The sequence below is a fragment of the Marilutibacter maris genome (assembly GCF_003233695.1).
Taxonomy (GTDB): Bacteria; Pseudomonadota; Gammaproteobacteria; order Xanthomonadales; family Xanthomonadaceae; genus Marilutibacter; species Marilutibacter maris.
On the sequence record NZ_CP029843.1, the window covers coordinates 1,188,274 to 1,210,849 of the forward strand.

The 22,576-nt window shown below is 69.7% G+C and carries 16 protein-coding genes; 2 read left to right on the forward strand and 14 right to left on the reverse strand.

What is annotated here, in order from left to right:
• Nucleotides 1–2 precede the first annotated feature (2 nt).
• Together C9I47_RS05355 and C9I47_RS05360 are read right to left on the reverse strand one after the other, a co-directional pair.
• Nucleotides 3–980, reverse strand: coding sequence for an acyl-CoA desaturase (locus C9I47_RS05355; protein WP_111265835.1), 978 nt, complete (start codon nucleotides 978–980; stop codon nucleotides 3–5).
• A 65-nt stretch (nucleotides 981–1,045) separates the two neighbouring features.
• Nucleotides 1,046–1,993: a hypothetical protein gene (locus tag C9I47_RS05360; protein WP_145985427.1), complete on the reverse strand. Its 948-nt coding sequence runs from the start codon at nucleotides 1,991–1,993 to the stop codon at nucleotides 1,046–1,048.
• Here C9I47_RS05360 and C9I47_RS05365 point away from each other — a divergent pair.
• Both C9I47_RS05365 and C9I47_RS05370 read left to right on the forward strand, forming a co-directional pair.
• The gene (locus C9I47_RS05365) at nucleotides 1,992–2,609 is read left to right on the forward strand and encodes a sigma-70 family RNA polymerase sigma factor (RefSeq protein WP_111265837.1); all 618 of its coding nucleotides are present in this window, start codon (nucleotides 1,992–1,994) and stop codon (nucleotides 2,607–2,609) included. The genes C9I47_RS05360 and C9I47_RS05365 overlap by 2 nt on opposite strands.
• Nucleotides 2,606–3,277 (forward strand): ChrR family anti-sigma-E factor, encoded by a 672-nt coding sequence (locus C9I47_RS05370; protein ID WP_111265838.1) that lies wholly within the window; start codon nucleotides 2,606–2,608, stop codon nucleotides 3,275–3,277. The genes C9I47_RS05365 and C9I47_RS05370 overlap by 4 nt, the downstream gene beginning before the upstream one ends.
• Before the next feature lie 81 nt (nucleotides 3,278–3,358).
• Here the strand turns inward: C9I47_RS05370 and C9I47_RS05375 are convergent, their stop codons facing one another.
• The 12 genes from C9I47_RS05375 to C9I47_RS05430 all read right to left on the reverse strand — a co-directional run bounded on the left by C9I47_RS05375 (nucleotide 3,359) and on the right by C9I47_RS05430 (nucleotide 22,459).
• The gene (locus tag C9I47_RS05375; protein WP_145985428.1) at nucleotides 3,359–4,531 is read right to left on the reverse strand and encodes a M23 family metallopeptidase; all 1,173 of its coding nucleotides are present in this window, start codon (nucleotides 4,529–4,531) and stop codon (nucleotides 3,359–3,361) included.
• On the reverse strand, nucleotides 4,528–6,417 hold the full coding sequence (locus tag C9I47_RS05380) for a DUF885 domain-containing protein (RefSeq protein WP_223250285.1): 1,890 nt from the start codon (nucleotides 6,415–6,417) through the stop codon (nucleotides 4,528–4,530). Before C9I47_RS05380 ends, C9I47_RS05375 begins: the two co-directional genes overlap by 4 nt.
• A gap of 87 nt (nucleotides 6,418–6,504) precedes the next feature.
• The gene (locus C9I47_RS05385) at nucleotides 6,505–8,160 is read right to left on the reverse strand and encodes a hypothetical protein (protein WP_111265841.1); all 1,656 of its coding nucleotides are present in this window, start codon (nucleotides 8,158–8,160) and stop codon (nucleotides 6,505–6,507) included.
• Nucleotides 8,161–8,170: 10 nt separating this feature from the next.
• Complete coding sequence (locus tag C9I47_RS05390; protein ID WP_223250286.1) at nucleotides 8,171–8,983, reverse strand: exonuclease/endonuclease/phosphatase family protein; 813 nt, start codon at nucleotides 8,981–8,983, stop codon at nucleotides 8,171–8,173.
• Nucleotides 8,984–9,126: 143 nt separating this feature from the next.
• Nucleotides 9,127–10,311, reverse strand: coding sequence for a CaiB/BaiF CoA transferase family protein (locus C9I47_RS05395; RefSeq protein WP_111265843.1), 1,185 nt, complete (start codon nucleotides 10,309–10,311; stop codon nucleotides 9,127–9,129).
• A gap of 114 nt (nucleotides 10,312–10,425) precedes the next feature.
• A complete protein-coding gene (locus C9I47_RS05400) occupies nucleotides 10,426–12,324 on the reverse strand; it encodes a glycoside hydrolase family 127 protein (RefSeq protein ID WP_223250287.1) in 1,899 nt (632 codons plus the stop codon).
• Entirely contained in the window at nucleotides 12,321–14,507 is a 2,187-nt protein-coding gene (locus C9I47_RS05405) for a formylglycine-generating enzyme family protein (RefSeq protein ID WP_111265845.1), read from the reverse strand. Before C9I47_RS05405 ends, C9I47_RS05400 begins: the two co-directional genes overlap by 4 nt.
• 24 nt (nucleotides 14,508–14,531) lie before the next feature.
• Nucleotides 14,532–15,479, reverse strand: coding sequence for a ribokinase (locus C9I47_RS05410; protein WP_223250288.1), 948 nt, complete (start codon nucleotides 15,477–15,479; stop codon nucleotides 14,532–14,534).
• The gene (locus tag C9I47_RS05415) at nucleotides 15,476–16,741 is read right to left on the reverse strand and encodes a serine hydrolase domain-containing protein (RefSeq protein WP_190238612.1); all 1,266 of its coding nucleotides are present in this window, start codon (nucleotides 16,739–16,741) and stop codon (nucleotides 15,476–15,478) included. Before C9I47_RS05415 ends, C9I47_RS05410 begins: the two co-directional genes overlap by 4 nt.
• 69 nt (nucleotides 16,742–16,810) lie before the next feature.
• Nucleotides 16,811–19,012, reverse strand: coding sequence for a TonB-dependent receptor (locus C9I47_RS05420; protein ID WP_111267981.1), 2,202 nt, complete (start codon nucleotides 19,010–19,012; stop codon nucleotides 16,811–16,813).
• Between the two features lie 226 nt (nucleotides 19,013–19,238).
• Entirely contained in the window at nucleotides 19,239–20,117 is an 879-nt protein-coding gene (locus tag C9I47_RS05425) for a LysR substrate-binding domain-containing protein (RefSeq protein ID WP_111265847.1), read from the reverse strand.
• Nucleotides 20,118–20,143: 26 nt separating this feature from the next.
• Nucleotides 20,144–22,459 (reverse strand): sodium:solute symporter, encoded by a 2,316-nt coding sequence (locus C9I47_RS05430; RefSeq protein ID WP_223250289.1) that lies wholly within the window; start codon nucleotides 22,457–22,459, stop codon nucleotides 20,144–20,146.
• Nucleotides 22,460–22,576: the final 117 nt, after the last annotated feature.

Genomic DNA, 22,576 nt, shown 5'->3' on the forward strand with positions numbered 1-22,576 from the left:
GATCAGCTCCGCATCCTGGCCAGGACCCAGGTCGGCACCGGCTTGAGGTCGTGCACCAGGCCCAGGGTCGCCAGCAGACGCAGCCCGTACCAGGTGAGGTCGACCTCCCACCAGCGGAATCCCTGCCGCGCCGTGCCCGGGAAGAAGTGGTGGTTGTTGTGCCAGCCCTCGCCGAAGGTCAGCAGGGCCAGCCACAGGTTGTTGCGACTGTCGTCGCGGGTTTCGAAGCGGCGGCGACCGAACCGGTGCGCGAGCGAATTGATGGTGACCGTGGCGTGGAACAACACCACCGTCGAGACGAAGAATCCCCATGCCAGCAACTGCGGGCCATTCGTGTCCAGCTGCGGAGCGAAGCGTTCCAGGGTCGCGCCGAGGCCATAGAGCGCCGCCGCCAACAGCACCGGCACGACGGTGTCGAAGCGGTCCAGCCAGCGCAACTCCGGGTAGCGCGCCAGGTCGGGAATCCGCTCCCAGTCGGTGCGAAAACCGTCATGGGTCAGGAACCATCCGGCGTGACTCCACCAGAACCCGCGCTGGCTCGGCGAGTGCGGGTCTGCGACGGTGTCGGCGTGCCGATGGTGGTTGCGATGATGGGCGGCCCACCACAAGGGGCCGCGCTGCACGCTGGAAGCGCCGATCAGCGCGAACACGAACTGGACCGCGCGCGATGCGCGAAAGGTCCGGTGCGAGAAATAACGGTGATAGAAACCGGTGAGGGCGAACATCCGGATCGCGTACAGCGCCACGGCCACCGCGACGGCGGTCGTCGAAACGCCGACCCAGAGCACCATCAGGCACGCCAGGTGCATGCCGATGAACGGTGCGGCGCGCAGCCAGTCGATCCGATGCCGGCCCCCGGTCGCGCCGTCGGGATGCTCCCGGTCGGCCTGATCGAATGCCGCCTGGGTATCGAACCAGCGGCGGCTGGTGGCGACCAGGCGCGAGGCAAAGGATGAGCGGGTGGGTGACGGCGACGGCATTGGCTACGTCCTGGCGGCGTTTGTGAGGCTTACGCACGGCGAAGCGATTCGGATGCAGCCCGGGCTCAGCCTCCGCATTGCCGCGCCAGCGGTGTTTCCAGAGCTCGTCGCAACGCGTCGGTGTCGGCGGGGCGCGCCGGTTCGGGAAAGGCGATGCGCACGTCCTGATGGCGCCCGGATGCGTCGCGGATGCTGGCGATGCCGGCGAACTCGAGCAGCCGGCGATCCTCCAGGGCGTAAGTGAGTTGCATCGTCGGCGCGGCGAAGCCATACCAGCGGTCGAGCCGCATCGTCATCCGTTGCGCGGCGAGTCCTCGCCATTGCAGCGTCGGGCCCGGGCTCACCCGCACCGGCACGAAGGCCATCCGGCTGGGCAGCAGGAAGGGCAGGCTCAGGCCGTCCTCTTCCCTGAGTCGTTCCCAGTTGGCGCGAATGCCCGCATCGAATCCCGCGTCTATCACCGCATCGGCCGGAACTTCGATACGGCGCTCGCGCAGTGGCGCCCGTGCGTCGCTGCGCAGGTACACCGTGCGGCCGCGCGAGTCGCTGCGGACACCTTCGCGATAGCCGTCGCGCGAATCCAGGAAATCGAAGTCCGGAGCCTGTCGCGCGGAGCGTTCGATCACCGTCTTGCGCGCGAATGCGTCGCCACCAAGGCACCGGTAGAGGACCAGCCGGTGCGCGACGCCCCCGCGCCGGTAGCGCCAGTGCGACTCGCGATAGAGCAGGGCGCCGTCGGGACGGGCATACGCCAGCGCCTCCTGGTGGCGGACCCCGTTGGCCGGGAATCCCGGCTCGGCGCGGGCGACGACCGCGGCCGCCAGGGTCGTGGCAAGAAGAATGAGGCAGTGGCGGCGGCGTGACGGCATCGCAGGCATTCCGGACAGGTGCGATCCCGCATACGCGGCGGGCTGGCGGTTCGGATGCAGCCTCGCTCGCCCGGGTGCATCCAAATCGCGGCCAGGTACGTACGGGTAGCCATCACGTGCAGCAATGGCTTCTGGTCTTACCATGCGGTCTGACTTCCCGAGGAGATCGCTGCCCCCACGGGCGGCACGGCCGGTGTCCACACCCACTGCCAGCGATGCCCATGACTGGGCCGCCGACGTGGCCGCGGTCGCGCGGGTGCGCGATCGGGCCAGCTTCATGCGCATCTACGACCACTTCATGCCGCGCCTGTGCCTGTACCTGCGAGGCCTGGGGTGCCAGGAGGCGGTGGCGGAGGAGCTCGCGCAGGAAGCGCTGCTGCGTCTGTGGCAGCGGGCGGCCTCGTACGATTCCCGCCAGGGTGCGGTCTCGACCTGGGTGTTCCGGATCACACGCAACCTCCATATCGACCGGGTGCGACGCGAGCCGGGCTGGATCCAGGTCGTGGAGGGGGTGGAGGTCGGCGCGGAGCAGGAGGCGGAGCGGTTTTCCTCGGCCGAGGACTTCGCCGAGCATGCTCATCTCGCGCGCCGTATCGAGGAGCTTTCGGCCGTGCAGGCCCGTTTGATGCGTATGTCGTACTTCGAAGCCAAGAGTCACCAGGAAATCGCCAACGAACTCGGAATGCCGCTGGGAACGGTGAAGTCGCATCTGCGGCGCGCCTTCCTGCGCCTGCAGGACCGGATGCGAGGCCAGTCGTGAATCCGCACCATCATCTCGATCCCTCCACCGTGGTCAGCTACGCCGCCGGCGCGCTGACGGTGGAGATGGCAATCGTGGCGGCCACCCATCTGGAGACCTGCGCGCATTGCCGCGGTCGGGTGGAGGAAGCCGAAGCCATCGGCGGACAGCTGGTCGAGCACCAGCAGCCGCTGGAGGCCGCCGATCGGCACAGGGCCGTACTGCGCGAAACGATGCTGAAGCGTCTGGACGAGGCGCTGCCGCCGTCCCCACCAGCGCCGTCGCGAGCCGGGCCGTACGAGGATGACGACCGCCTGCCGGCGCCGTTGCATCGCTACTTCGGCAGTTCATACCGCGCGCTCAAATGGCGCTGGATGGCGCCGGGTGTGCACTGCATCCGCGCGCGTGGTACGCCCACCGGTACCCTGCTCATGCTCAAGATCGGCCCCGGGCGCAGCATGCCGGTGCATGGACATGGCGGTACCGAGCTGACCCAGATCCTGCGCGGTGCCTATCACGACGCACTCGGACACTTTGCCCCGGGCGATGTCGCCGACCTGGACAGCGATGTCGAGCACCAGCCGATTACCGTGCCCGGCACCGCCTGCATCTGCGTTTCCGCGCTGGATGCGCCGTTGCGGTTCCCGGGATGGCTGGCGCGGCGTCTGCAGCCGCTGTTCAAGCTCTAGCTGCCTGCGCCGGATCCGCCGGCGGCCATGGGAGGCGATCCGGGAGGGCTGCGGTGGCGCGACCGGGCTTGAACGATCGAATCAGTCGGACTTCGACGGGAACCGCACCACCGCTCCGCGTGCGGGCATCTCACCGGTTCGCGATCGTGCTGTCGCATCGGGATCGGCCCAGCGGGCATGGCCGGCGCGCGCCGGATCGGTATAGCTGCCGAGGCGGATGAAGCGGTCGAAATGGAAGGGCAGGCCTTCGCTGGCGTGTTCCTCGGCGCCGTCGGTGATGGCGAAGTGCAGTTGCGGGGCCGATGCGCTGCCGCTGAAACCGACCTCGGCGACCTTCATGCCCCGCGCGACGCGCTGGCCTTCGGCGACGGCGATGCTGTCCGGGCGCAGATGCGCGTAGTGGGCGAAACGGCCGTCGCCGAGGTCGAGCACCAGGGTGTTGCCGCTGCCTTCGCGGCGCGCGCGGTCGCGGTCCAGGCGCTCGTCGAGCCGCTGCCGTTCGGCGATGCCGTCCAACCGTTTCACCACGGTGCCGTCGGCGACCGCGAGGACGTCCTCGCCATGGCTGTAGGTATCGCTCGCCAGCATGCTGCCGGCCGGGTGTCGGCGGCCTTCGGTATCCAGCTTCACCCAGTCGATCGCATAACGCCCCGGCGTGCGCAGGCGTCCGCCCAGGGCGTAGCCGACCCGGCGGTGGCCGCGCATCCAGCCGGTGTCGCTGATCGCGACCCAGGGCCCGCCGGACAGCGGCGGCGACAGCGCCGTGCCGATATCGTTGGCGACATCGGCAGGCCCGCCCTCCGCCGTTCGTTCCTGCAGGGGCCCGCTGGCGTCCGCGCCGATGAAGGCGACCCGGTGGACGAGGGCGGATGGCATATCGCCAGCGTCGATGCCGATGTCGATGAAGACGATGCCCTGGCGGCCGGGCGCGATCGCGGCGCCGGCTTCCGCGTCGCGTTGCAGACCGGAACGGTCGATCCGCGCTTCCAGTGCCGCGCCCTCGTAGCGGGCGAGGACCTCACCGTCGGCCAGCACCTCGACCCGGACCGGGTCCAGTGGGTGCGAGGCGTAGTTGGTCAGATGCAGCTCGTAGCCCAGCACGGCGCGGCCCTCGACCCGGGCCGCCGTCGGCGGCTCGGGGACGCGCAGGTCGAAGCCGTTGCCGGGCTCGGCTGCGAGGCCGCCGGCCAGCAGCATGCCCGGCAACAGCAAGGCTGCCGGGCGTAGTGCTTTCCAGCCGGAGCCGGGGATCATGCGGCTTCCGGCGTCTTCTGCTTCTGCCCGGCGATCCACAGGTCGACACGCTGTTCCAGCATGTCCAGCGGCAGCGCGCCGCCGCCGAGCACGGCATCGTGGAAACCGCGGATGTCGAAGGCCTCGCCCAGTTCGCCCTCGGCCTTGGTGCGCAGTTCCTGGATCCGGATCATGCCGATCTTGTAGGCGGTGGCCTGGCCGGGATTGACCAGGTAGCGGCGGATCTCGGAGCGGATCGCGGCGTCGGGCACCGAGCTGTTGGCGCGGAAATAGTCGACCGCCTGCTGCTCGGTCCAGCCCTTGGCGTGCAGGCCGGTGTCGACCACCAGGCGGATCGCGCGCCACATCTCGGACATCAGCCGGCCGTACTCGGAGTACGGATCCTGGTAGGTGCCGGGCATCTCCTTGGCCAGCCATTCCGAGTACAGGCCCCAGCCTTCGGAATAGGCGGTGCTGCCGTACTGGGTACGGAATTTCGGGATCCCGGTCAGTTCCTGGGCGATGGAGATCTGCATGTGGTGGCCGGGCAGGCCCTCGTGGTAGGCGATGACCTCCAGCTCGGTCTTGGGCATCGCGCTCATGTCCGACAGGTGCGCGTAGTAGATGCCCGGACGCGAGCCGTCGGGCGTGCCGGGGTAGTAGTGCTGGGCGGCGCCGTCCTGCTCGCGGAAGGGCTCCACGCGCTTGACCACCAGGTCGGCCTTGGGCAGCAGGCCGAAGTACTTGGGCAGGTGCTGCTTGATGTTGTCGATGTCGGCGCTGGCTTCGTCGATATAGGCCTGGCGTCCGGCATCGGTGTTCGGGAACAGGCGGCTGGGGTCGTTCTGCACGTGCGTGAAGAAGGCCTGCAGATCGCCCTCGAAGCCGATCTGCGCCTGCAGGGCTTCCAGTTCGCCGCGCAGGCGCGCCACTTCGGACAGGCCGAGCTGGTGGATCTCGTCGGCGCTCATCGCGGTGGTGGTGTTCTGCCTGAGCTGGTACGCGTAGTACGCCTTGCCGTTGGGATGGGTGGTGCCGACGCCGGTGGCGTCGTCGGCCGCCTTGGGCAGTTCCTCCTCGGCGAAGGCGATGACCCGCTCGTAGGCCGGCTTGAGCGAGTCGAGCAGGGCCTGGCGCGCCTGTTCCTTCAGCTCGGCGGCGCGTTCGGCGCTGACCTTGCCGTCCTTGGCCAGCGCGTCGGCCTTGTCCTGGGCATCGGCCCACAGCGCGCTGTCGGCGCCGTCGGTGAACGGTGCGCCGGTGATCACCTTGCGCGACTGGTCGATCACGCCTTCATAGGCGAACTTCGGCGGACGGATGCCCTGGGCGGTGGCGGTGCGGCCGATCTGCAGCAACTGGTCGAACGCGGTCGAGCTCTTCTGCAGGCGCGAGACGTAGGCGAGGTAGTCGCTCTCGTCGTCGACCTTGTGGAAGTTGATCATGAACATCGGCAGGATGTTCTGCGCACCGTTCATCTGGTCGAACGGATAGCCGTCGACGAGGAACGGCAGGCCGTCGCGGGCGTCCTCGTACTGGTGCTTCCACAGGTCCCAGGACAGCCGGGTTTCCGGGTCGAGCCGGTCGTAGTCGAAGGTCGACTCCATTTCCTTGACCGAGGCTTCCATCCAGGCCACCCGCTTGCGCGCGCCCGCCTCGGACAGGTCGTCGATCTGGTCGTTGAGTTCCTTGCGGCCGAGGAAGGTCAGCTGGATCGGGCTGAACCGGAGCTGCTCCTCGTACTGGGCATCGAACCATTCGTTGAGTCGGCGCGATTCGTCCTGGATCTGTTCGGCGGTGGCCGCCGGGGCATCGGTCGCGGCCGGCGTGCCGCCGTTCTGGGGGCTGCAGGCGGCCAGGCCCAGGGCCAGCGCCAGGGCAAGGGTGGAGCGGGTGGATACGAATCGCACAGGGGACACTCCGTCATCGATGATGGTTCCATTCTGGAGCGCGGACAGCCCGTCTGACCCATGTGGATGGTCATGCCCGAAGGCGGTTCATTGCGAACGCCCGGTCCCGAAGTCGGCCAGTACGCGCGGACCGTCCAGCAGCACCCGGATCTGGTCGCTGCCCGGCACCTCCACCTCGACCCAGGGCACCGTCGTCGAGGGCAAGCGTACCCGGCCACCGGCATCGGCCGTCAGCCGCGCCGGCGGCAGACCGCCGAGCGGACCGACGACCTGCACGGGCGCGCCGGCGAGCGTCCTGCCATCGCGGCGCACGCTCATCGTCACGTCGGCGCCGCGGATGCCGGCAACGTCGACCGACTGCCGATCCTGTTCGCCGAAGCCGGCGGGCGAGGACTCCAGCACCTGCCAGGGCGACAGCGCCGAGGCGAGCCGGTAGGTGCCCGGCTCGGCGATCGAGACCGCCAGCCCGTCCGGGGTCGGAATGAAATGGTCGGCGCTGGTGTCGGTCCAGCCGCCGCCGTGCTGCCGCTGCAGCACGTGGATCGGGTAGGGCGAGTTGCGGTCCGGTCGTCGTTGATGCAGTTGCGGCGGCAGGCGTGCAATCAGCCATTGCAGCGGCGCCAGTTCGACCCGGTGACGCACACGCTCACCGTGCGCACCGGTCCCGGCCAGAGCTTCCTCCGCGATCCGCAGGGGCCGCAGTTCGGGCCACTCCGGCAGGCCTCCGGCGGGAGTGGATGCGATCAGGTTGAACGGCTGGGCGCGTTGACGGTCCACACCGGTGAAGCGCACGCGGCCGCTCGCGTCGGTGATCCGCTCCTGCGGCTCACGGCCACCGAGCCATTGCACCCGCAACCCTTGTATCGGAGTCGCGCTGCCGCGGCGGACGAACTCCAGTTCCAGCTCGATCGAGACCGCAGCGGCGACCGCCTGGCTCATCGCATCGAAGCGCAGCCCGGTGACGCGGCCGGCGGGCAGGGTCAGCGAGCGGCGCTCGGCCTCGATGCCGTCGACCTCGAGCACGATATCGACCGGTCCGGGCGCGAACGGCGCCAGTACCTGCCCGTCCGCGACCGCCAGCGGCGTTTCGTCGAAGGCTTCCAGCAACTCCGGCGCGGACCAGGCCTGGAGTCGTTGCCATGGCGGGGACGGATCGGATCCTTCCACCCGTCGCAACAGCACCCCGGCGTTCCCGGATACGCCCTGGATCCGCAGGCCTGCGCCGACCATGGGAGCGAGCGTGGCTGGAACCGTGCCGGCGCCGAAGTCCGCTGAATAGAAGCGCAGCCCGTCGTCGCCCCGGGCCTGAAGCAGGTAGCGATCGGCCGCCGGCAGTCGCAGCGGTCCGACCCGGACCCGTCCGTCGGCCAGTCGCTGCGCCGCGGCCGGTACCCAACGTGTGACCGTGGCCAGCGCCTGATAGCGCGTCGCGCCGGCGGCCTCGGCCGCTCCCTCCGCGCCGAGGGCGGCGGCGGAAGCATCGTCGACGGACACCTGGGCGAGCCCGATACGCACCGATCCGGGGATGGCCTCGACGTCGCCATCGGGCAGTAGCAGCACCTCCAGCGGCACCGTGGGCGCGGGCGCCGTCCGCGCTGGCGCCCCGCTGGTGACGGCGCCCACGGCAACTGCGGGCACGGCGACCTCGCCGCCGTCGCTGGCGAGACGCCAGACGGCCACCGTGAGCACGGCGACCGCGACCAGACCCGCCGTGCCCGCGGCCCAGGCGCGTTTCGTCGGCATCCGCGCGCCGTCAGTCGGTGTCGGAGCTGGAATACAGCTTCAGATAGATCGGTGCGTGGTCGGACACGCCGGTGCGGAACGCGCACATGTCGGCGATGTAGTCGCGGCCGGAGGCCGAGTACTCGGACACGTACGAGGCCTGGAACCAGAAGTGATCGTAGCGACTGGCATAGGCGCAGCTGGTGTTGATCGTGGTGTATTCGTTGACCTGGTGGCCGACCGCCGGCGACAGCCCCTCCAGGCCGGCCCACCACGCCGAGGTCGCGTCGCGGTTGTGGTCGCCGACCAGGATCACGTCCTGGTCGCTGCCGCTGCCGTCCTGGACAGCCTCGAACACGTCGGCGATGTGCTGTATCTCCGCCTGCCGCTCGGCGGTGGTGCCGAACACCGTGTGCCAATTGATGAAGGTGTAGTCGGCCCCGGTCTGGACATGGCGCAGCTTGACGATCTGCGGTTCGCGCGCGAACCGGTCGTCGCTGTCGTTCCACACGTATTCCGACAGCAGCTGGACGCGGTCCGGGCGGAAGAACACCGCGTAGCGTTCCTTGTAGCTGCTGCGGCCGATCGCCGCGGTGACCCGGTAGTCCCAGGCGACGCCGCTGCGGGCGGTCAGTGCCGACGCGATGCCGGCGGCGGCATCGGCGTACATGACTTCCTGGGCGAAGATGACATCGACGCCGTTGGTGGACGAAGCGCTGGAGCCGTACCGCTCCCATGCCTGGGCCGCATAGCCGTCCCAGTTGGTGTGGTTGTTCCAGCCCGCGTGCAGGGTGTTCCAGGACACCACGCGCAGGTACGAGCCGGCCGGCGCGGCTCCGGACAAGGCCGCAAGCGCGGCTCCCACAATGAGGGCCTGCCATTTCATCGCCATCTCTCCCCAACGGCTCGATCGGATCGGTCGAGGCTAGGGAGCAGGGATGACGCGGGTGTGTCAAGCGTCTGTTCGCGCTTGCGTGACGCGTGTTGCTATGCCGGATCTCCGGTGCGTGACGGGCGCCGCCATGTCGGGTCGTCCTGGCCCAGTACCGGCGCCGCGAACGGCTCCGGGCCCGGGGTGCGGCCGAACTTGATGGTGCGGGCGACGCCGGTGTAGCGGCCGAGGGTGGGGTGGGTCATCGTCGCCAGCAGTTGCTCGCTCTCCACCTGCGGGTGGTCGAACATCTCGTCGACCCGGCGCGAGGCCGCGCAAGGCACGCGTTCGCCGAACAGCGCCTCCCACTCCAGCGCGGAACGCGCGGACAGCGCGGTGTGCAATCGCGGGATCAGTTCGGCGGCGTGCTCGGCGCGCTTGCGCACGCTGTCGTAGCGCGGGTCGTCGGCCAACGCGGGCAGGCCGGTCAGCTCGCACAACGCGCGCCAGAAATGCGGCGTGTTGGCGGACAGGTAGAGATGGCCCTCGCGGGTCGGATGCAGGCCGGTGATGCCGCCGGAGCGCATGTCGCGGCTGATCCGGCGCGGCTCGCCGTCGACCAGGACCATCCGCGCCGACTGCATCGCCAGTGCGCTGCGCAGCAGCGAGACGCCGACGTACTGGCCTTCGCCGCTGCGCTCGCGCTCGTACAGCGCCGAGGACACGCCGCCGGCCAGCAATGCCGCGGCGTAGTAGTCGACCACCGAGCCGTACAGGATTTCCGGGGGGCCGCCGGGCTTGCCCTGCTCGGTGCACATGCCGGTCATGGTCTGCAGGACCTGGTCGTAGCCGGCCTTGTCCCTCATCGGCCCTGTCTCGCCGTAGCCGGTCACCGCGCAGTAGATCAGCCGCGGATTCAGCGCCGCGAGACGGGCAAAGTCGATGCGCAGGCGTTCGGGCACGCCAGGACGGAAGTTGTGGACCAGCACGTCGGCCTCGCGCACCAGGCGCAACAGGCGGGCGTGGTCGCCCTCGTCCTTCAGATCCAGCACCAGACCGCGCTTGGAGCGGTTGACGCCGACGAAGGCGCGGCTCTCGGCGTCCAGGGTGGACGGATAACGACGCAGGTTGTCGCCGCTGGGCGGTTCGATCTTCAGCACCCGCGCACCCTGGTCGGCCAACAGCGTGCAGCCGTAGGGACCGGCGATGTAGGCGCTCAGGTCCAGGACCTTGATCCCGGTCAGCGGGCCGGCCGCCCCCTGGCGCGGGAAATCGAACGGTGATGGCGCGGCGTCGGTCATGCGGAGCGTGCCTCCCTGGCGTTGGACTTGCGGAGCGGTCCCAGTGTGCCGGGCGGTTCCGGGGCCTTCCAGCCAGAAGCCCTATCTTCTCGCATCAGAAAATGCGCGCGTCCGCTACATCGCACCGATGTCGTCCTCGTAGGGAGGCAGCGCCGCCGGCGCCAGCTCCAGCCAGGTCAGCCGCCAGCCGCCGTCGACGCGCCCGCCCAGATCGAAGTACGGATGGAACTCGATCGCTGCCCGATGCAACGGTGCCAGTCGCAACGACACGCGGCCGTCGCGCCCGGCCGGGGCTTCGGACAGCGCGGACTGCGCCGGCTCGGGCAGCAGCACGCTCTCGGTGTTCTTGTAGCCGTCGATCAGCCCGGTCGCGTAGACCAGTGGTCCACGGGTCAGCGCGACGTAGTCGCGGCGCAGTACCTGCTGCCGCACCGGCGAGCCGTCCGGCGCCCGCGACTCCTGGATGTTGCGATAGCGGCGTCGATGCAGGGTCGGCGCCATCGCCATTTCCAGCTCGATCACGTCGCCGGCGCGCCAGCGGCGGACCAGGCCGGCATAGCCGTGCGCGTCCACGGTCTCGACGATGTCGCCATTGAGCCTGACGGTCCGCTCGCCGGCCCAGTCGGGAATCCGCCAGCGCAGGCCCGCCGGGTTCGCGGGGGCCGCTTCGATGTGCAGTTGCAGATGGCCCTGCAGCGGATAGTCGCCGGTGACCGCGACCCGCAGGGCGCCGTCCTCGCAGGCGATCTCCGCGCGGCCGGGGCCGAGCAGGTTCAGCACCAGGGCGTCGCCGTCGCGGCTCCAGGCCAGCGTCTGCAGTTCCTCGATCGCCATCGCGCCGCTGGACTTGCAGCAGCGCCAGTAGCGGGTGTGCACGCGCGGGCCGTTGGCGAAGGAGTAGTAGCACCAGTCCTCGCCGTTCTCGGCCTGCGCACCGAGCAGGTCGTTGTAGGCGCTGCGCTCGATCTCCGCGGCATAGCGGGCTTCGCCGGTCTGCAGCAGCAGCTCGCGGCTCAGTTGCACCCAGGCCAGCACCGAGCAGGTCTCGACATAGGCGGTGGGGTCGAACACGAAGCCGGGATTGAACACCTCGCGCGAGCGATGGGCGATGCCGCCGAACGGTCCGCCACCCAGGCTCAGATGGTGGTCGCGGATGTTGGTCCACAGCCGTTCGACCGCCTGCCGCAGTTCATCGCGACCGCTGGCGCGCGCCAGCTTGGCGACCCCGACCAGGTTCCAGCACAGCTGGTAGGCCTTGCCGGTGGCGATCTCGGACGCGTCGGCGCCCTCGGCGAGGCGGCTCAGCAGCGCCAGTCGCGGTTGCGCCTCGGCCTGGGCCAGCAGGGCTTCGGCCAGCTCCAGATAGCGGCGCTCGCCGCTGGCGAAATACAGCTCGACCACCGGATCGATCAGCACCGTCGCCGACATCCCGTGGTGATTGCCGACGCGGGTGATGTCCAGGCCGCGCTCGACGAAGGTCCGGTGGCACAGGTCGCCGATCCGGCGTGCCGCGAGCAGGTGGCGGTCGTCGCCGAACTGGCGGTGGACTTCGAGTAGGCCCAGCACCAGATAGCTGTGGGTCCAGATGTCCCAGGTGCGCAGCGCGGGTTCGCCGTTCCAGCTCTCCGGTTTCGGCGGTTGCGGCACGGTGAAGCGGCGCGCCGGCGCGTAGTTGCCCAGGTAGCCGTCCTCGTCCTGTCGTGTCAGCAGATGGTCGGCAACGGCCAGCACCCGTTCCCGCAGCGCCTGATCGCCGCTGCGGGCGGCGGCGCGGGCGGCGGCGACCAGCCATTTGCCGGCATGCTCGCCGTACCAGTCGCCCTCCTCGTTGTCGCAGCAGCGCTCGGGCGCGAAGATCGCGATCGCGGGGCTGTCGGGGCCGGTGATGAAGCGGCTCAGGCGACCGCGACGGTTCGCCTCCAGCGCCTGTCCCAGCAGCCCGTCCAGACGCGTCGCCGCGGCCGGCAACGGGGTCAGCGCCAATGCCTCCATCGTTGTCGTGTCCGCGCTCATTGCGCGTCCACCACGCAGCGGAAGCCGATCGTGCCGGCGCGATCCTTGCACGGCGCCATCAGCAGGTACTTGCCGTGCTGGTCGAGCCGGTGGGCCTGGGGAAAGTACCAGTGCGAGGTCTGCGGCCGGTAGCTGGAGCCGCCGCGCAGGACCGCGGCGCGGGTATGCGCGTCGTGGTATTCGTCGGTCCATTGCCAGACGTTGCCGACCAGGTCCTCGACGCCGAACGGGCTGGCGCCCTGCGGATGCGCGCCGACCGGGTCCGGCGCCCGCAGCCGGCGCCCGCGATTGGCGGCCGGGACCCGGCTGTCGTCCCAGTCGTTGCCCCAGGGGTAGAGCCGCCCGTCGCCGCCCTGGGCCGCGTACTGCCACTCCCATTCGTGCGGCAGGCGCTTGCCGGCCCAGACGGCGTAGGCGCGGGCGTCCTCCAGCGACACCCAGGTCACCGGCCGGTTTTCCCAGCCCGGTCGCGGCGCGCCGTCGCGCCAGTGGCGCAGGAAATTGTGGGCGTCGCGCGGCCGGTAGCCACTGGCGTCGAGGAAGGCCTTGAACGCGGCATTGGTGACCGGATGACGGTCGATGTGGAAGGGGGCGATCCGCATCCGCCGCCGGTGATGGCGGCGCGGGCAGTTTTCCCACGGGTACTGCACGTCGAGGCCGGCCCAGGTGAAGCCCTCGATCTCGATGCCCTGGACCTTGAAGTCGAACTCGGTGCCGGGAATCGCGACCATGCCGGCCGGCGGCTCGGCCACGGGCGCGGTCGGCGCGATCTCGAGCGGTTGTTGCAACGCCGGTTTCCAGCCGCTGCCGAACGCGTGCAGCGGCGTCCGCGCGCGCTGCGCGGTTTCGGCGAGGAAGGCGTCGAGATCGGGATCATCGACGGTCCCGGGGACCGCCAGCAGTGCGCCGAAGCCGCGCGCCTCCAGCGGCAGCTCGATCAGGGCCTGTCCGTTCTCGATCCGCGGCGCCAGCAGGCGGCCGTTCCAGACGTCGTAGTAGCGGGTGCCGTCGACATGCGCGATCGCCAGCTGTTCGCCTTCCATCTCGTACTCGTTGCGATTGACCAGGGTCCACAGCGTGCGCCGCGCGGTCGGGAAGCGGCTGGCGAACACGCCGGCCTGGCGGGTGGCCTGGTAGGGCGCCCAGTCGCGGCTGACCACGGTGTCGGGGAAGCGGCGGTAGATCGCGGCGATCCGGCGCAGGCTCTCGGCATCGCGCGGGGTGAACTGGTTCCAGATGCCCCAGATGTTCTCCCAGGCGTTGTAACCGATGCCGTTGAAGAAGCAGTACTGCAGATCGTGGTTGCGGTTGCGGCCCCACCGGTTCTCGTAGTTGATCATGTGGCGCGGCTCCAGCCACTTCCACTTGGCGACCGGCGGCACGGTCCGGTCGGGCGCCTTCTTGCCCCAGCTCTGCACGTTCCAGATCAGCTGCTCTTCCGAACTGATCGTCGATTCGGGTTGCAGCACGACCGTGCGGCCGCGGGCCTGACAGGCGTCGAAGAACGCACGCGGTACGCCGTTGAAGGTGTCGCCGTTGATGCCGTCGGCGCCGACCGCCTCGACCACCTCGGCCAGGCCATCCCAGTGGCTGACGCCGGGATCGCGGGTGCCGTGGTCCCAGGGCTTGGCCGGCAGGAATACCCTGACCCCGCGGCGATGGAAGGCGTCCACCGCTTCGCGCAGCCCCTGCAGGCCGCCGGGCATGTCGGCGGCGAGGTCGAACTGGTTGCGGTCGTCGATGCCGATGTTCGGGTAGACGTACCAGATCAGCACCGAGTCGATGCCGCCGAAGCGCGCCTGCAGATCGTCGAGGTAGCGGTCGACCGTGTAGCAACCCTGCTCGGGGTCGTAGAAGTAGCGGTCCTCCACCATCATCTGCGCGTGCACGAAATTGCGCTGCGCCCATTGCAGGTCGGGATGTCGATAGTTGTGGTCGCTGTAGCCGATCCGCACCAGGTGTTCGCGGCGCCAGTCGCGCAGCTCCCGCAACCAGTCCCCGGCGCTGGCGCCGGGGTCGATCATCCATTCGCCGATGTCGGCGAACGCCCATTCCGGCGCCTTGCCCGGGGTCGGCAGGTAGCGCCCGGTGGTGACGTGGGAGAACTTGTACTCGGTGCGTACGTCCGCGTCCCCGGATTCGGGCCCGGTTTCCGGATAGTCGCTGTCGTAGGGGTCGATCATCGCTGTGCTCGGGAGTAGGGGAGGTCAGGCCAGGCCGCAGTGCGCCCTGAGCGCGGCGACGCGTCCGGCGTCCACGGCCGGCGCGGCGGCGAGAAAGGCCTCGACCTCGTCGCGCGCCGGGATGCTGGACTGGGCACCGTCGCCGGTGCAGGTCAGGGCCGATGCGGCGCAGGCCCGGGCGAGCGCGGGTTCCGGGTCGGCGCCGCCTGCCAGCGCCGCGACCAGTACGCCACAGAAGGTGTCGCCGGCGGCGGTGGTGTCGACCGCTTCGACCGCGAAACCGGGGCAGGGGTGGAGGACGCCGTCGATGCGCGCGCAGCAGCCCAGCGCGCCGAGGGTCACCACCACCATCGGCACCGGCAGCCGTGCCAGCGCCGCGCCGATGTCGTCGCCGATGCCGGTCAATGCGGCCAACTCGCTCTCGTTGACCACCAGCAGGTCGATCAGCGCCAGCAGGCGTTGCGGCAGCGCATGCGCGGGCGCCGCATTGAGCGCCACCCGCACACCGGCCGCGCGTGCGCGCCGCGCCCAGGCTTCGATCGCCGGCAGTGGAGTCTCCAGTTGCAGCAGCAGGAGGCCGATGTCGTCCAGCGCGGGCAGGTCGCTGCCGAGCAGGCAGGCGTTGGCGCCGGGGGCGACGGTGATCGCGTTCTCGCCGTCGTCGGACACACAGATGAACGCGCTGCCGGTCGGGACCCCGCGCTGGCGGCGGATCGTCAGTTCGACTCCGGCCGCGCGCAGCGAGGCTTCCAGGCGCTCGGCGTAGTCGTCCTCGCCCAGCGCGACCAGCATCGAGGTGGCCGCGCCGCCGGCGCGCGCGCTGGCGACCGCCTGGTTGGCGCCCTTGCCGCCCGGAAAGGTCTGGAAGTCGCGGCCAAGCACGGTTTCGCCGGGGGTGGGAATGGTCCCGGCGCGGACGACGAAGTCGAGATTCGCCGAGCCGGCGACGAGGATGCGTTGGCGGGGACTCACGGAGCGGCGACCTGTTGCACGAAGTTGTAGAACGGCAGCGCCAGTCGCGGCAGGTCTGCGGGAACGTCCCGGGGCAGGTGCTGCAACAGCAGGATACCGGCGATGCGGCGATGCGGGTCGATAACGAAATAGGTGCTGGCCGCGCCCGACCAGCCGACCTGGCCGGGGCCGCCGCTACGGCCGCGCAGGGCCGGGTCCTGCAATACCGCCAGGCCAAGCCCGAAGCCCTGCCCGCCGGTGGCGTCGGTATGCGGGTCGGACAGGCCCATCGGGGCGAGTTGATCGCTGAACATCCGCTCGACCATGTTGCGCGGCAGATAGCGATGGCCGGCATGTTCGCCGCCATTCATCAGCATGCGCACGAAGGCGAGGTAGTCGGCCGCGGTCGAATACAGCCCGCCGGCGGCACTGGGGTAGGGACGCAGCCGGATGCCCGGATGGCGTGCGTGCGGCTCGTCGGCGATGACAAGGTGGCCGTCATCGCCGGTGGTGCTCAGTTCGACCACGCGATCGCGTTGCCGCGCCGGCACCGAGAAGCCGGTGTCGCGCATGCCCAGCGGCTCGAAGAACTCGGACCGCAGATAGCGCTCCAACGGCTGCCCGCTCCAGACCTCGACCAGGCGGCCGAGCACGTCGAGCGCGGCGCTGTCGTAGCGGAAAGCGGTGCCGGGTTCGCTGCCGAGGGGGACCTCCGCGAGCCGCCGCACGTAGTCGGCGAGGTCGCGGCTGTCCTCCAGCCGGGCGGCCTCGCGTCGCGCCAGCGCCGGCCCTTCGACCGCGAAGCCGGCGGTATGGGTCAGCAACTGGCGGATCGTCGGCACCGCCGTTCGATGGGTGCCGTCGTCGTCGACCCGGTACAGCCCGGCCAGCTCGGGCAGATGTTCGCCGACCGGATCGTCGAGGTCGCCGTGGCCCTCGGCCAGCAGCCGCAGCACCGCCGCGGAGACGACCGGCTTGGTCATCGAGTAGATGCGGTAGATCGCATCCGCCGGCAGCGGCTCATGCCGGGCCAGATCGCGGTGACCGGCACTGACGTCGACCAGCACCCGCTCGGGCGTGGCGATCAGCAGGCGCGCGCCGGGATAGCCGGGGGCAAGCGCCGTGTCCCGCAACCAGACCGTCGCCTGCTGCGTCGGCGTTGCGGCGGATTGATGCGTCGCGTCGACGGGTGCCGGGCCGGCCACCGCGGACGTGTCGAGCGCCGGGACGGCCAGAGCGCACGACAGGATCGCGTACGAAAACAGCCGGTGCGATGTCTTCAACAATGGTTTCCTTCTGCGCTTCCCTGGCGGCCGCTGCGCGGGGCCGGCGGATGCCGCCGGCCCGCCGGCTCAGAACTTGATCGTATGGGTCAGCGAGACCATCCTGCCGCGGCCGGCCCAGTAGTTCTGCCAGCCCGGCAGCTGCGACCAGGTCAGCACGTACTGCTTGTCGAACAGGTTCTCGACACCCAGCGCGATCTCGCCGTAGCGTCCCATGTCGTAGTTGGCGCTGAGGTCCCACAACGCGTAGCCGTAGGTGTTCTCGTCATTGGTGAAGGTCGCGCCGTCGGACGCCCGGACATGGGTTTCGCGCAGGTCGCGGTCGAAGGTCTTGACCACGCCCAGGGTCGCGTTGAAGCGGTCGTTCGGGGTCCAGGTCAGCGAAGCGCTGACCTTGTCCGGGCTCAGGTCGAGGATGCCCATTTCCTTTTCGAGGCCGGAACCGGGGTAATACTCGGTCTTGCCGCGGATGCGCGAGTAGAGCAGGGTGCCCTTCCAGGCTTCGCTGAAGGTCCAGGCGCTGCTGAACTCGAAACCCTCGATCTCGGTCGGGGCGCGGGTCAGGATGAAGTCGTCGGTGGCCGGATCGACCGACAGGCTGGAACCGAACTCGGAGGTGGAGCGGTAGACCGAGGCGCCGATCTGGGCGCGCTCGCCGCGCCAGTTGACGCCGATCTCCTTGTTCTCGGTGATCAGCGGGTCGAGGTCGGCGATGCAGTCGACGTCGCGACAGCTGCTGGACGCGTTGATGTTGCGCAACGGGATGCCGATGTTGGCCAGGCCGAAGCCTTCCGAGTACGAAGCGAACGCCGACCACTGGTCGGTGATCCGCCAGATGCCGCCGAAGTTGATCAGGTTCTCGGTGTACTCCAGGCCGCCGCCGTCGACCGCCACGCTGTCGCGGTAGGCGGTGGTGGTGTAGCTGTCGACGTGCAACTCGTCGTCCTCGCGGCGCACGCCGGCGCTGAGGGTGACCGGGCCGATGTCCCAGCTCGCCTGCAGGTAGGGCGCGACCGAGGTGTACTCCATCGGCGGTACCCAGATACGGTCGGTCAGCGCCAGGCGCTGGGCGGCGGTGTCCTTGACCAGGTCCACGCCGACGCGCAGTTCCAGGCCGGCGACGTTGAAGGCGTCGCCGCGGGTGTAGCCCAGGCGCAGGCCCTTCTTCTCCGAGGTGATCTCGGACTGGTCGTAGATGCGCTGATCCTCCGGCGGAGCCGGCTTGGTCAGCTGGCGGTCGGCGCCGTTCTCGGGCAGGTAGCGCATCGCCTGGTCGGCCCAGTACGCGTCGACGGTGAGGGTGCCGTCGAAGAAGTTGCCGTGGCTGTAGTTGACGGCGAACTGCTCGAAGTCGTTGAACTCGGCCAGCGAGCCGGCGATCGAACCGCGTTCGGAGGTGTTGGTGGTCGGCTTGGGGCAGTCGACCGGGTCGTAGCGGCAGCCTTCGACCTGGATGTAGTTGGCCTTGCCGCGGATGCGGAAGTTGCTGTAGCTGGCCTGGATGCGCTGGTAGCCGTATTCGCCGAAGTTGTAGCCGCCCTTGAGGAACAGGTTCTTGGTCCGCGAGTCGGCCAGCGAGCCGCTGGTGTTCATGCCGATGCGACGGCCGTCGCCGTCGTAGCTGATGCCGCGGTCGATATAGGCGGCACTGCCGAAGAAGTCGGCGTTCTCGCCCTTGTAGGCGTGGCTGAGGCCGACCTTGTACTGCGAGCTGTCGTCGCCGAACTGGGTCGAGTAGCGGGTGGTCAGGGTGGTCTCGTGGCCCGGAGTGGTCGGCACCTTCGACAGGTAGTTGATCACGCCGCCGGCGCCGCCGATGCCTTCGGCGGCGGACGGGCCGTTGATGACTTCGATCCGGCCGATCACGCCCATGTCGGTGAAGGTGCCGTTGCGGCTGCCCTCGCGCAGCGGCGAGCCCTGCGGGATGCCGTCGAACAGGCGCAGCGCGACGCGGCCGCGCAGGGTTTCGCCGGAGTTGCTCATCGCCTGCGAGGATTCCGAGTAGCCGGGCACGGTGCGGGTCAGCACCGCGGTCGCGTCCTCGGTCAGCTCCAGGGTGTTCTGGATCTCGGCCTGCGAAACCAGGGTGATCGCACCCGGAATCCTGTCGATCGCCTTGGGCGTGCGCACGCCGGTGACCACGACCTGGTCGAGGGTGGTGGCGTCGAGTTCGGACGATTCGTCGCTTTCCTGCTCGACCTGCTGGGCCTGTGCGGCGCCGGTGGTGGCCAGCAGGACGCTGGCGATGGCGACGGTCAACGGCTTCGACAACATGGAACTCCTCCCCGGTACGGCGCACCTTCGATGCGCATGATGATGGGTGCACGTGCGCGCGTGGCGCCGGACCTGGTGCATGGACATGCACCGCTCAGGCAGGGTAGGAACTCGGCAGGGCCGGAAGTACACCGGCCGCTTATGTTCAGAAGAAAGAATTCCTGCGGTTAGAGCGTCGAAACTGTTTGTTGCGACGCAACATCGACGACATCGGTCGGCTGTGTCAGTCGATCGCCCGCGCGACCTCGTGGGCTTCCTCGCGCAGCGCGCCGACCAGTCGCATCCGCACCGACGCGCGCGACCAGATCAGACCGATCCGGCGCGGCTCGCTCGGCTCCGGCAGCGGGATCCGGACCAGGTCGAGGCCTTCCGGCCACGGCCGCATCCAGTCCGGCACCAGCGACACGCCCAGGCGGCGGTCGACCATCGCCGCGATCGCGTTGAGCGCATTGAGCTCGACCCGTTCGCGAGGGACGATGTCGTGGCGATGCAGGTACTCGTCGGCCTGGCGACCGCCCCACTGGTTGCGGTCGTAGCGGATCAGCGGTTGCTCGGCGAGCAGCTCGTGCGGATCGCGCCCGGCCAGCGACGCGTGCGCGAGCACCACCAGCGGCTCCTCGCGAAGTACTTCCCAGCCGCAGGTCTTGGGCAGCGGGAACGGCGCCTCCAGCACCAGCGCGGCGTCCAGTTCGCCGCTCTCGACCGCGCGGTACAGGTCGGCCGAGTAGCCGGGGCGGATGAACACGTTCGATTGCGGAAAGCGGCTGACCATCCGCGCCAGCACGTCCGGCACCAGTCCGACCAGCACCGTGGGGCAGGCGCCCAGTTGCAGGTCGCCGGAAGCGTCGCTGTCGTTGGCGACGCTGCGCATGTCGGCGACGTCGCGCAGCATCGCCCGGGCGCGCTCCAGGATCCGCGAGCCCTGTTCGGTCAGGCCCACGGTGCGTCCGGCGCGGGCGATCAAAGACACCCCGAACTCGCGCTCCAGGGTACGGATCTGCTGCGCCACCGCCGCCGGAGTCAGGTTCAGCGTGCGCGCGGCGGCGGCCATCGAGCCGTGGTCGGCGATGGCGATGAAGGATCTGAGGAACTGTGTATCCACCTGCGCCCTCCGCTGCAGCGCACAGGCTACTTCGCCCGCGCCGCTTGCGCGAGTGGCGCGGGTGTGCCGCCGCCGCGACCGGTGTGAACGGTCAACCCGGCCAGCGACTGCGCCGGCGGCGGGAACAGCAGGCTGGCGAGGTAGCCGACGACGATGCAGGTCATGATCGAGATCGCCAGGTAGAAATACGGATGGACCAGGTCCATCGACCAGGCGCCGAAGGTCACCACCAGTGCCGAGGCGATGCCGATCGCCACCCCCTGCCAGTTGGCGCGGGTGGTGAACATGCCCAGGGTATAGGCGCCGGCGAAGCCGCCGCCGAGCAGTCCCGCCAGTTCGATCGAGACGTCGAACAGCGACTGCACGTCGTAGCTGGCCAGCAGCCAGGCCAGGCCCATGCCGACCGCGCCGACCAGGACCGTGGTCCATTCCGCCAGGCGCACGCTGCCGCGTTCGCTGGGGCGCCTGGAGAGCCGTTGGTAGAAGTCGACCGACAGCAGGGTCGAGACCGAGTTGATGATCGACGACAGGGTCGACATCGCCGCGGCGAAGATGCCGGCGATGATCAGGCCGGTCACCCCGGTCGGCAGTTCGGCGGCGATGAACAGCGGGAAGGTCGAGTCGATCGGCAGCCACGGGTCCATCCGCTCCGGATGGGCCTGGTAGTACACGTACAGGGCGGTGCCGATGCCGTAGAACAGGATGCCGCCGGGGATGGTGATCGCGGCGAAGGTCCAGACCGAGCGCCCGGCCGCGCGCGCGGACGGAGTCGACAACACCCGCTGCATCAGCACCTGGTCCTTGGGGAAGGTCAGCACGACGTCGAACACCACCAGGAACAGGAAGCCCCAGACCGTCGCCCGGGTCAGGTCGAAGCTGAAGTCGAACACGCGGGTCTTGTGCTCGGCCATGGCGATGCGGGCGAACTCGGACACCCCGCCGTCGAGGTGCCAGAAGATGAAGCCGATCGCGAACAGGGCGCCGCCGAACATCACCAGCACCTGCACGAAGTCGGTCCAGATCACCGCGCGCATGCCGCCCAGCGCGGTATAGACGATGGTGAACACCCCCATGATCAGGATGCTCCAGGCCACGTCCATGCCGGTGATCGTGGCGATCGCCAGCGACGGCAGGAACAGGATCACGCTCATCCGGCTGCCGACCTGCATGACGATGCACAGCGCACTGGCGAGCATGCGGATCGCCGGATGGAAGCGGGTCTCCAGATAGGAGAACACCGACATCAGGTCGAGCCGGCGCAACAGCGGCACCACCCAGACCGCGACGAACATCAGTCCGAGCACGCCGATCAGGTTGTTGGTCAGGTACTGCCAGTTGCTCTCGAACGACTTGGCCGGGATCGCGATGAAGCTGATCGAACTGACATTGGTGGCGTACAGGCTGATGCCGGCGGCCCAGAACGGGATCGAACGGCCGCCGACGAAGAAGTCCGCGGCCGAGGCGCTCTTTTCCCGCAGGTAGAAGTACAGCCCGACCCCGAGCACCAGCACCAGGTACACCGACAGCACCACCCAGTCCTGCCACTTCAGCAGTGGCTGGCGCTCGACCGGTTCGGCCAGGTGCAGGCCGTCGCGAGCGAGCCAGGCCGCGCCATCCGCCCACGGCGCCCATCCGAGGGTGTCCGATTCCAGTACCTGCGGCAGCATCGTCCAGGCGCCGGTGATCGTGTTCAGGGTCGCCAGTCGGCCGCCTTCCGGACGGCTCACCGCGAACAGTGCGTGGGCCTGGCCGAGGGCGCGGACCAGGCGCGGGTCGATCGCGCCGGGCGCGGCTTGCACCCGCTGCCAGCCGAGGTCTTCGCTCCAGCGGTGGGTGGCATTGGCGCCGGCGGTGGTCTCGACCACCAGCAGCCGGCCGGTGTGCGCCAGCAGCGCGGCGGGAGCGCCGCCGTCCCATGCCGGCTGGCGTCGCCAGCCGCCCTCGTCGGTGCCGGCGAATGCGCCTGCATACAGGCGCGGGGCGCCGTCCTCGCCGATCCCGGCGATGCGCCAGCCGCCCTGGAAGCGGGCCGCGCGCGCATCCGACAGCGGCTCGGGCAGCGGGGGAAGCGCCTGGCTTCGCAATCGGGCCTGGTCCCAGCTCAGGACCTCGACGTGGCGGCCGTGCTCGCCGATCAGGATGTCGCCGGCCAGCGGATGCCTGGCCAGGCGCGCCAGCAGTTCCGGTGCCGCGAGCACCGGTTCCCAGCGGTCGCCGTCGATGGCGCGGACCTGGGCCGAGCCGCCGGCCCCGTCGATCAGGACCGGGCGGCCCGCAACCGCCACCAGGGTGCCGTCCCGGAGCTCCCCTGGGACCTCCAGGTCGCGTACTGCCATCGACATGAGGCTGTCCGCGGCGGCGGGTGGCAGCAGGAATGGCAGGATCAGCAGGATCAGCAGCGCCCGGAGCAGGGCCGGTCCGCGCGGTCGTGAGCGCAGCGGTGTCCGTCGGTTCGCGGG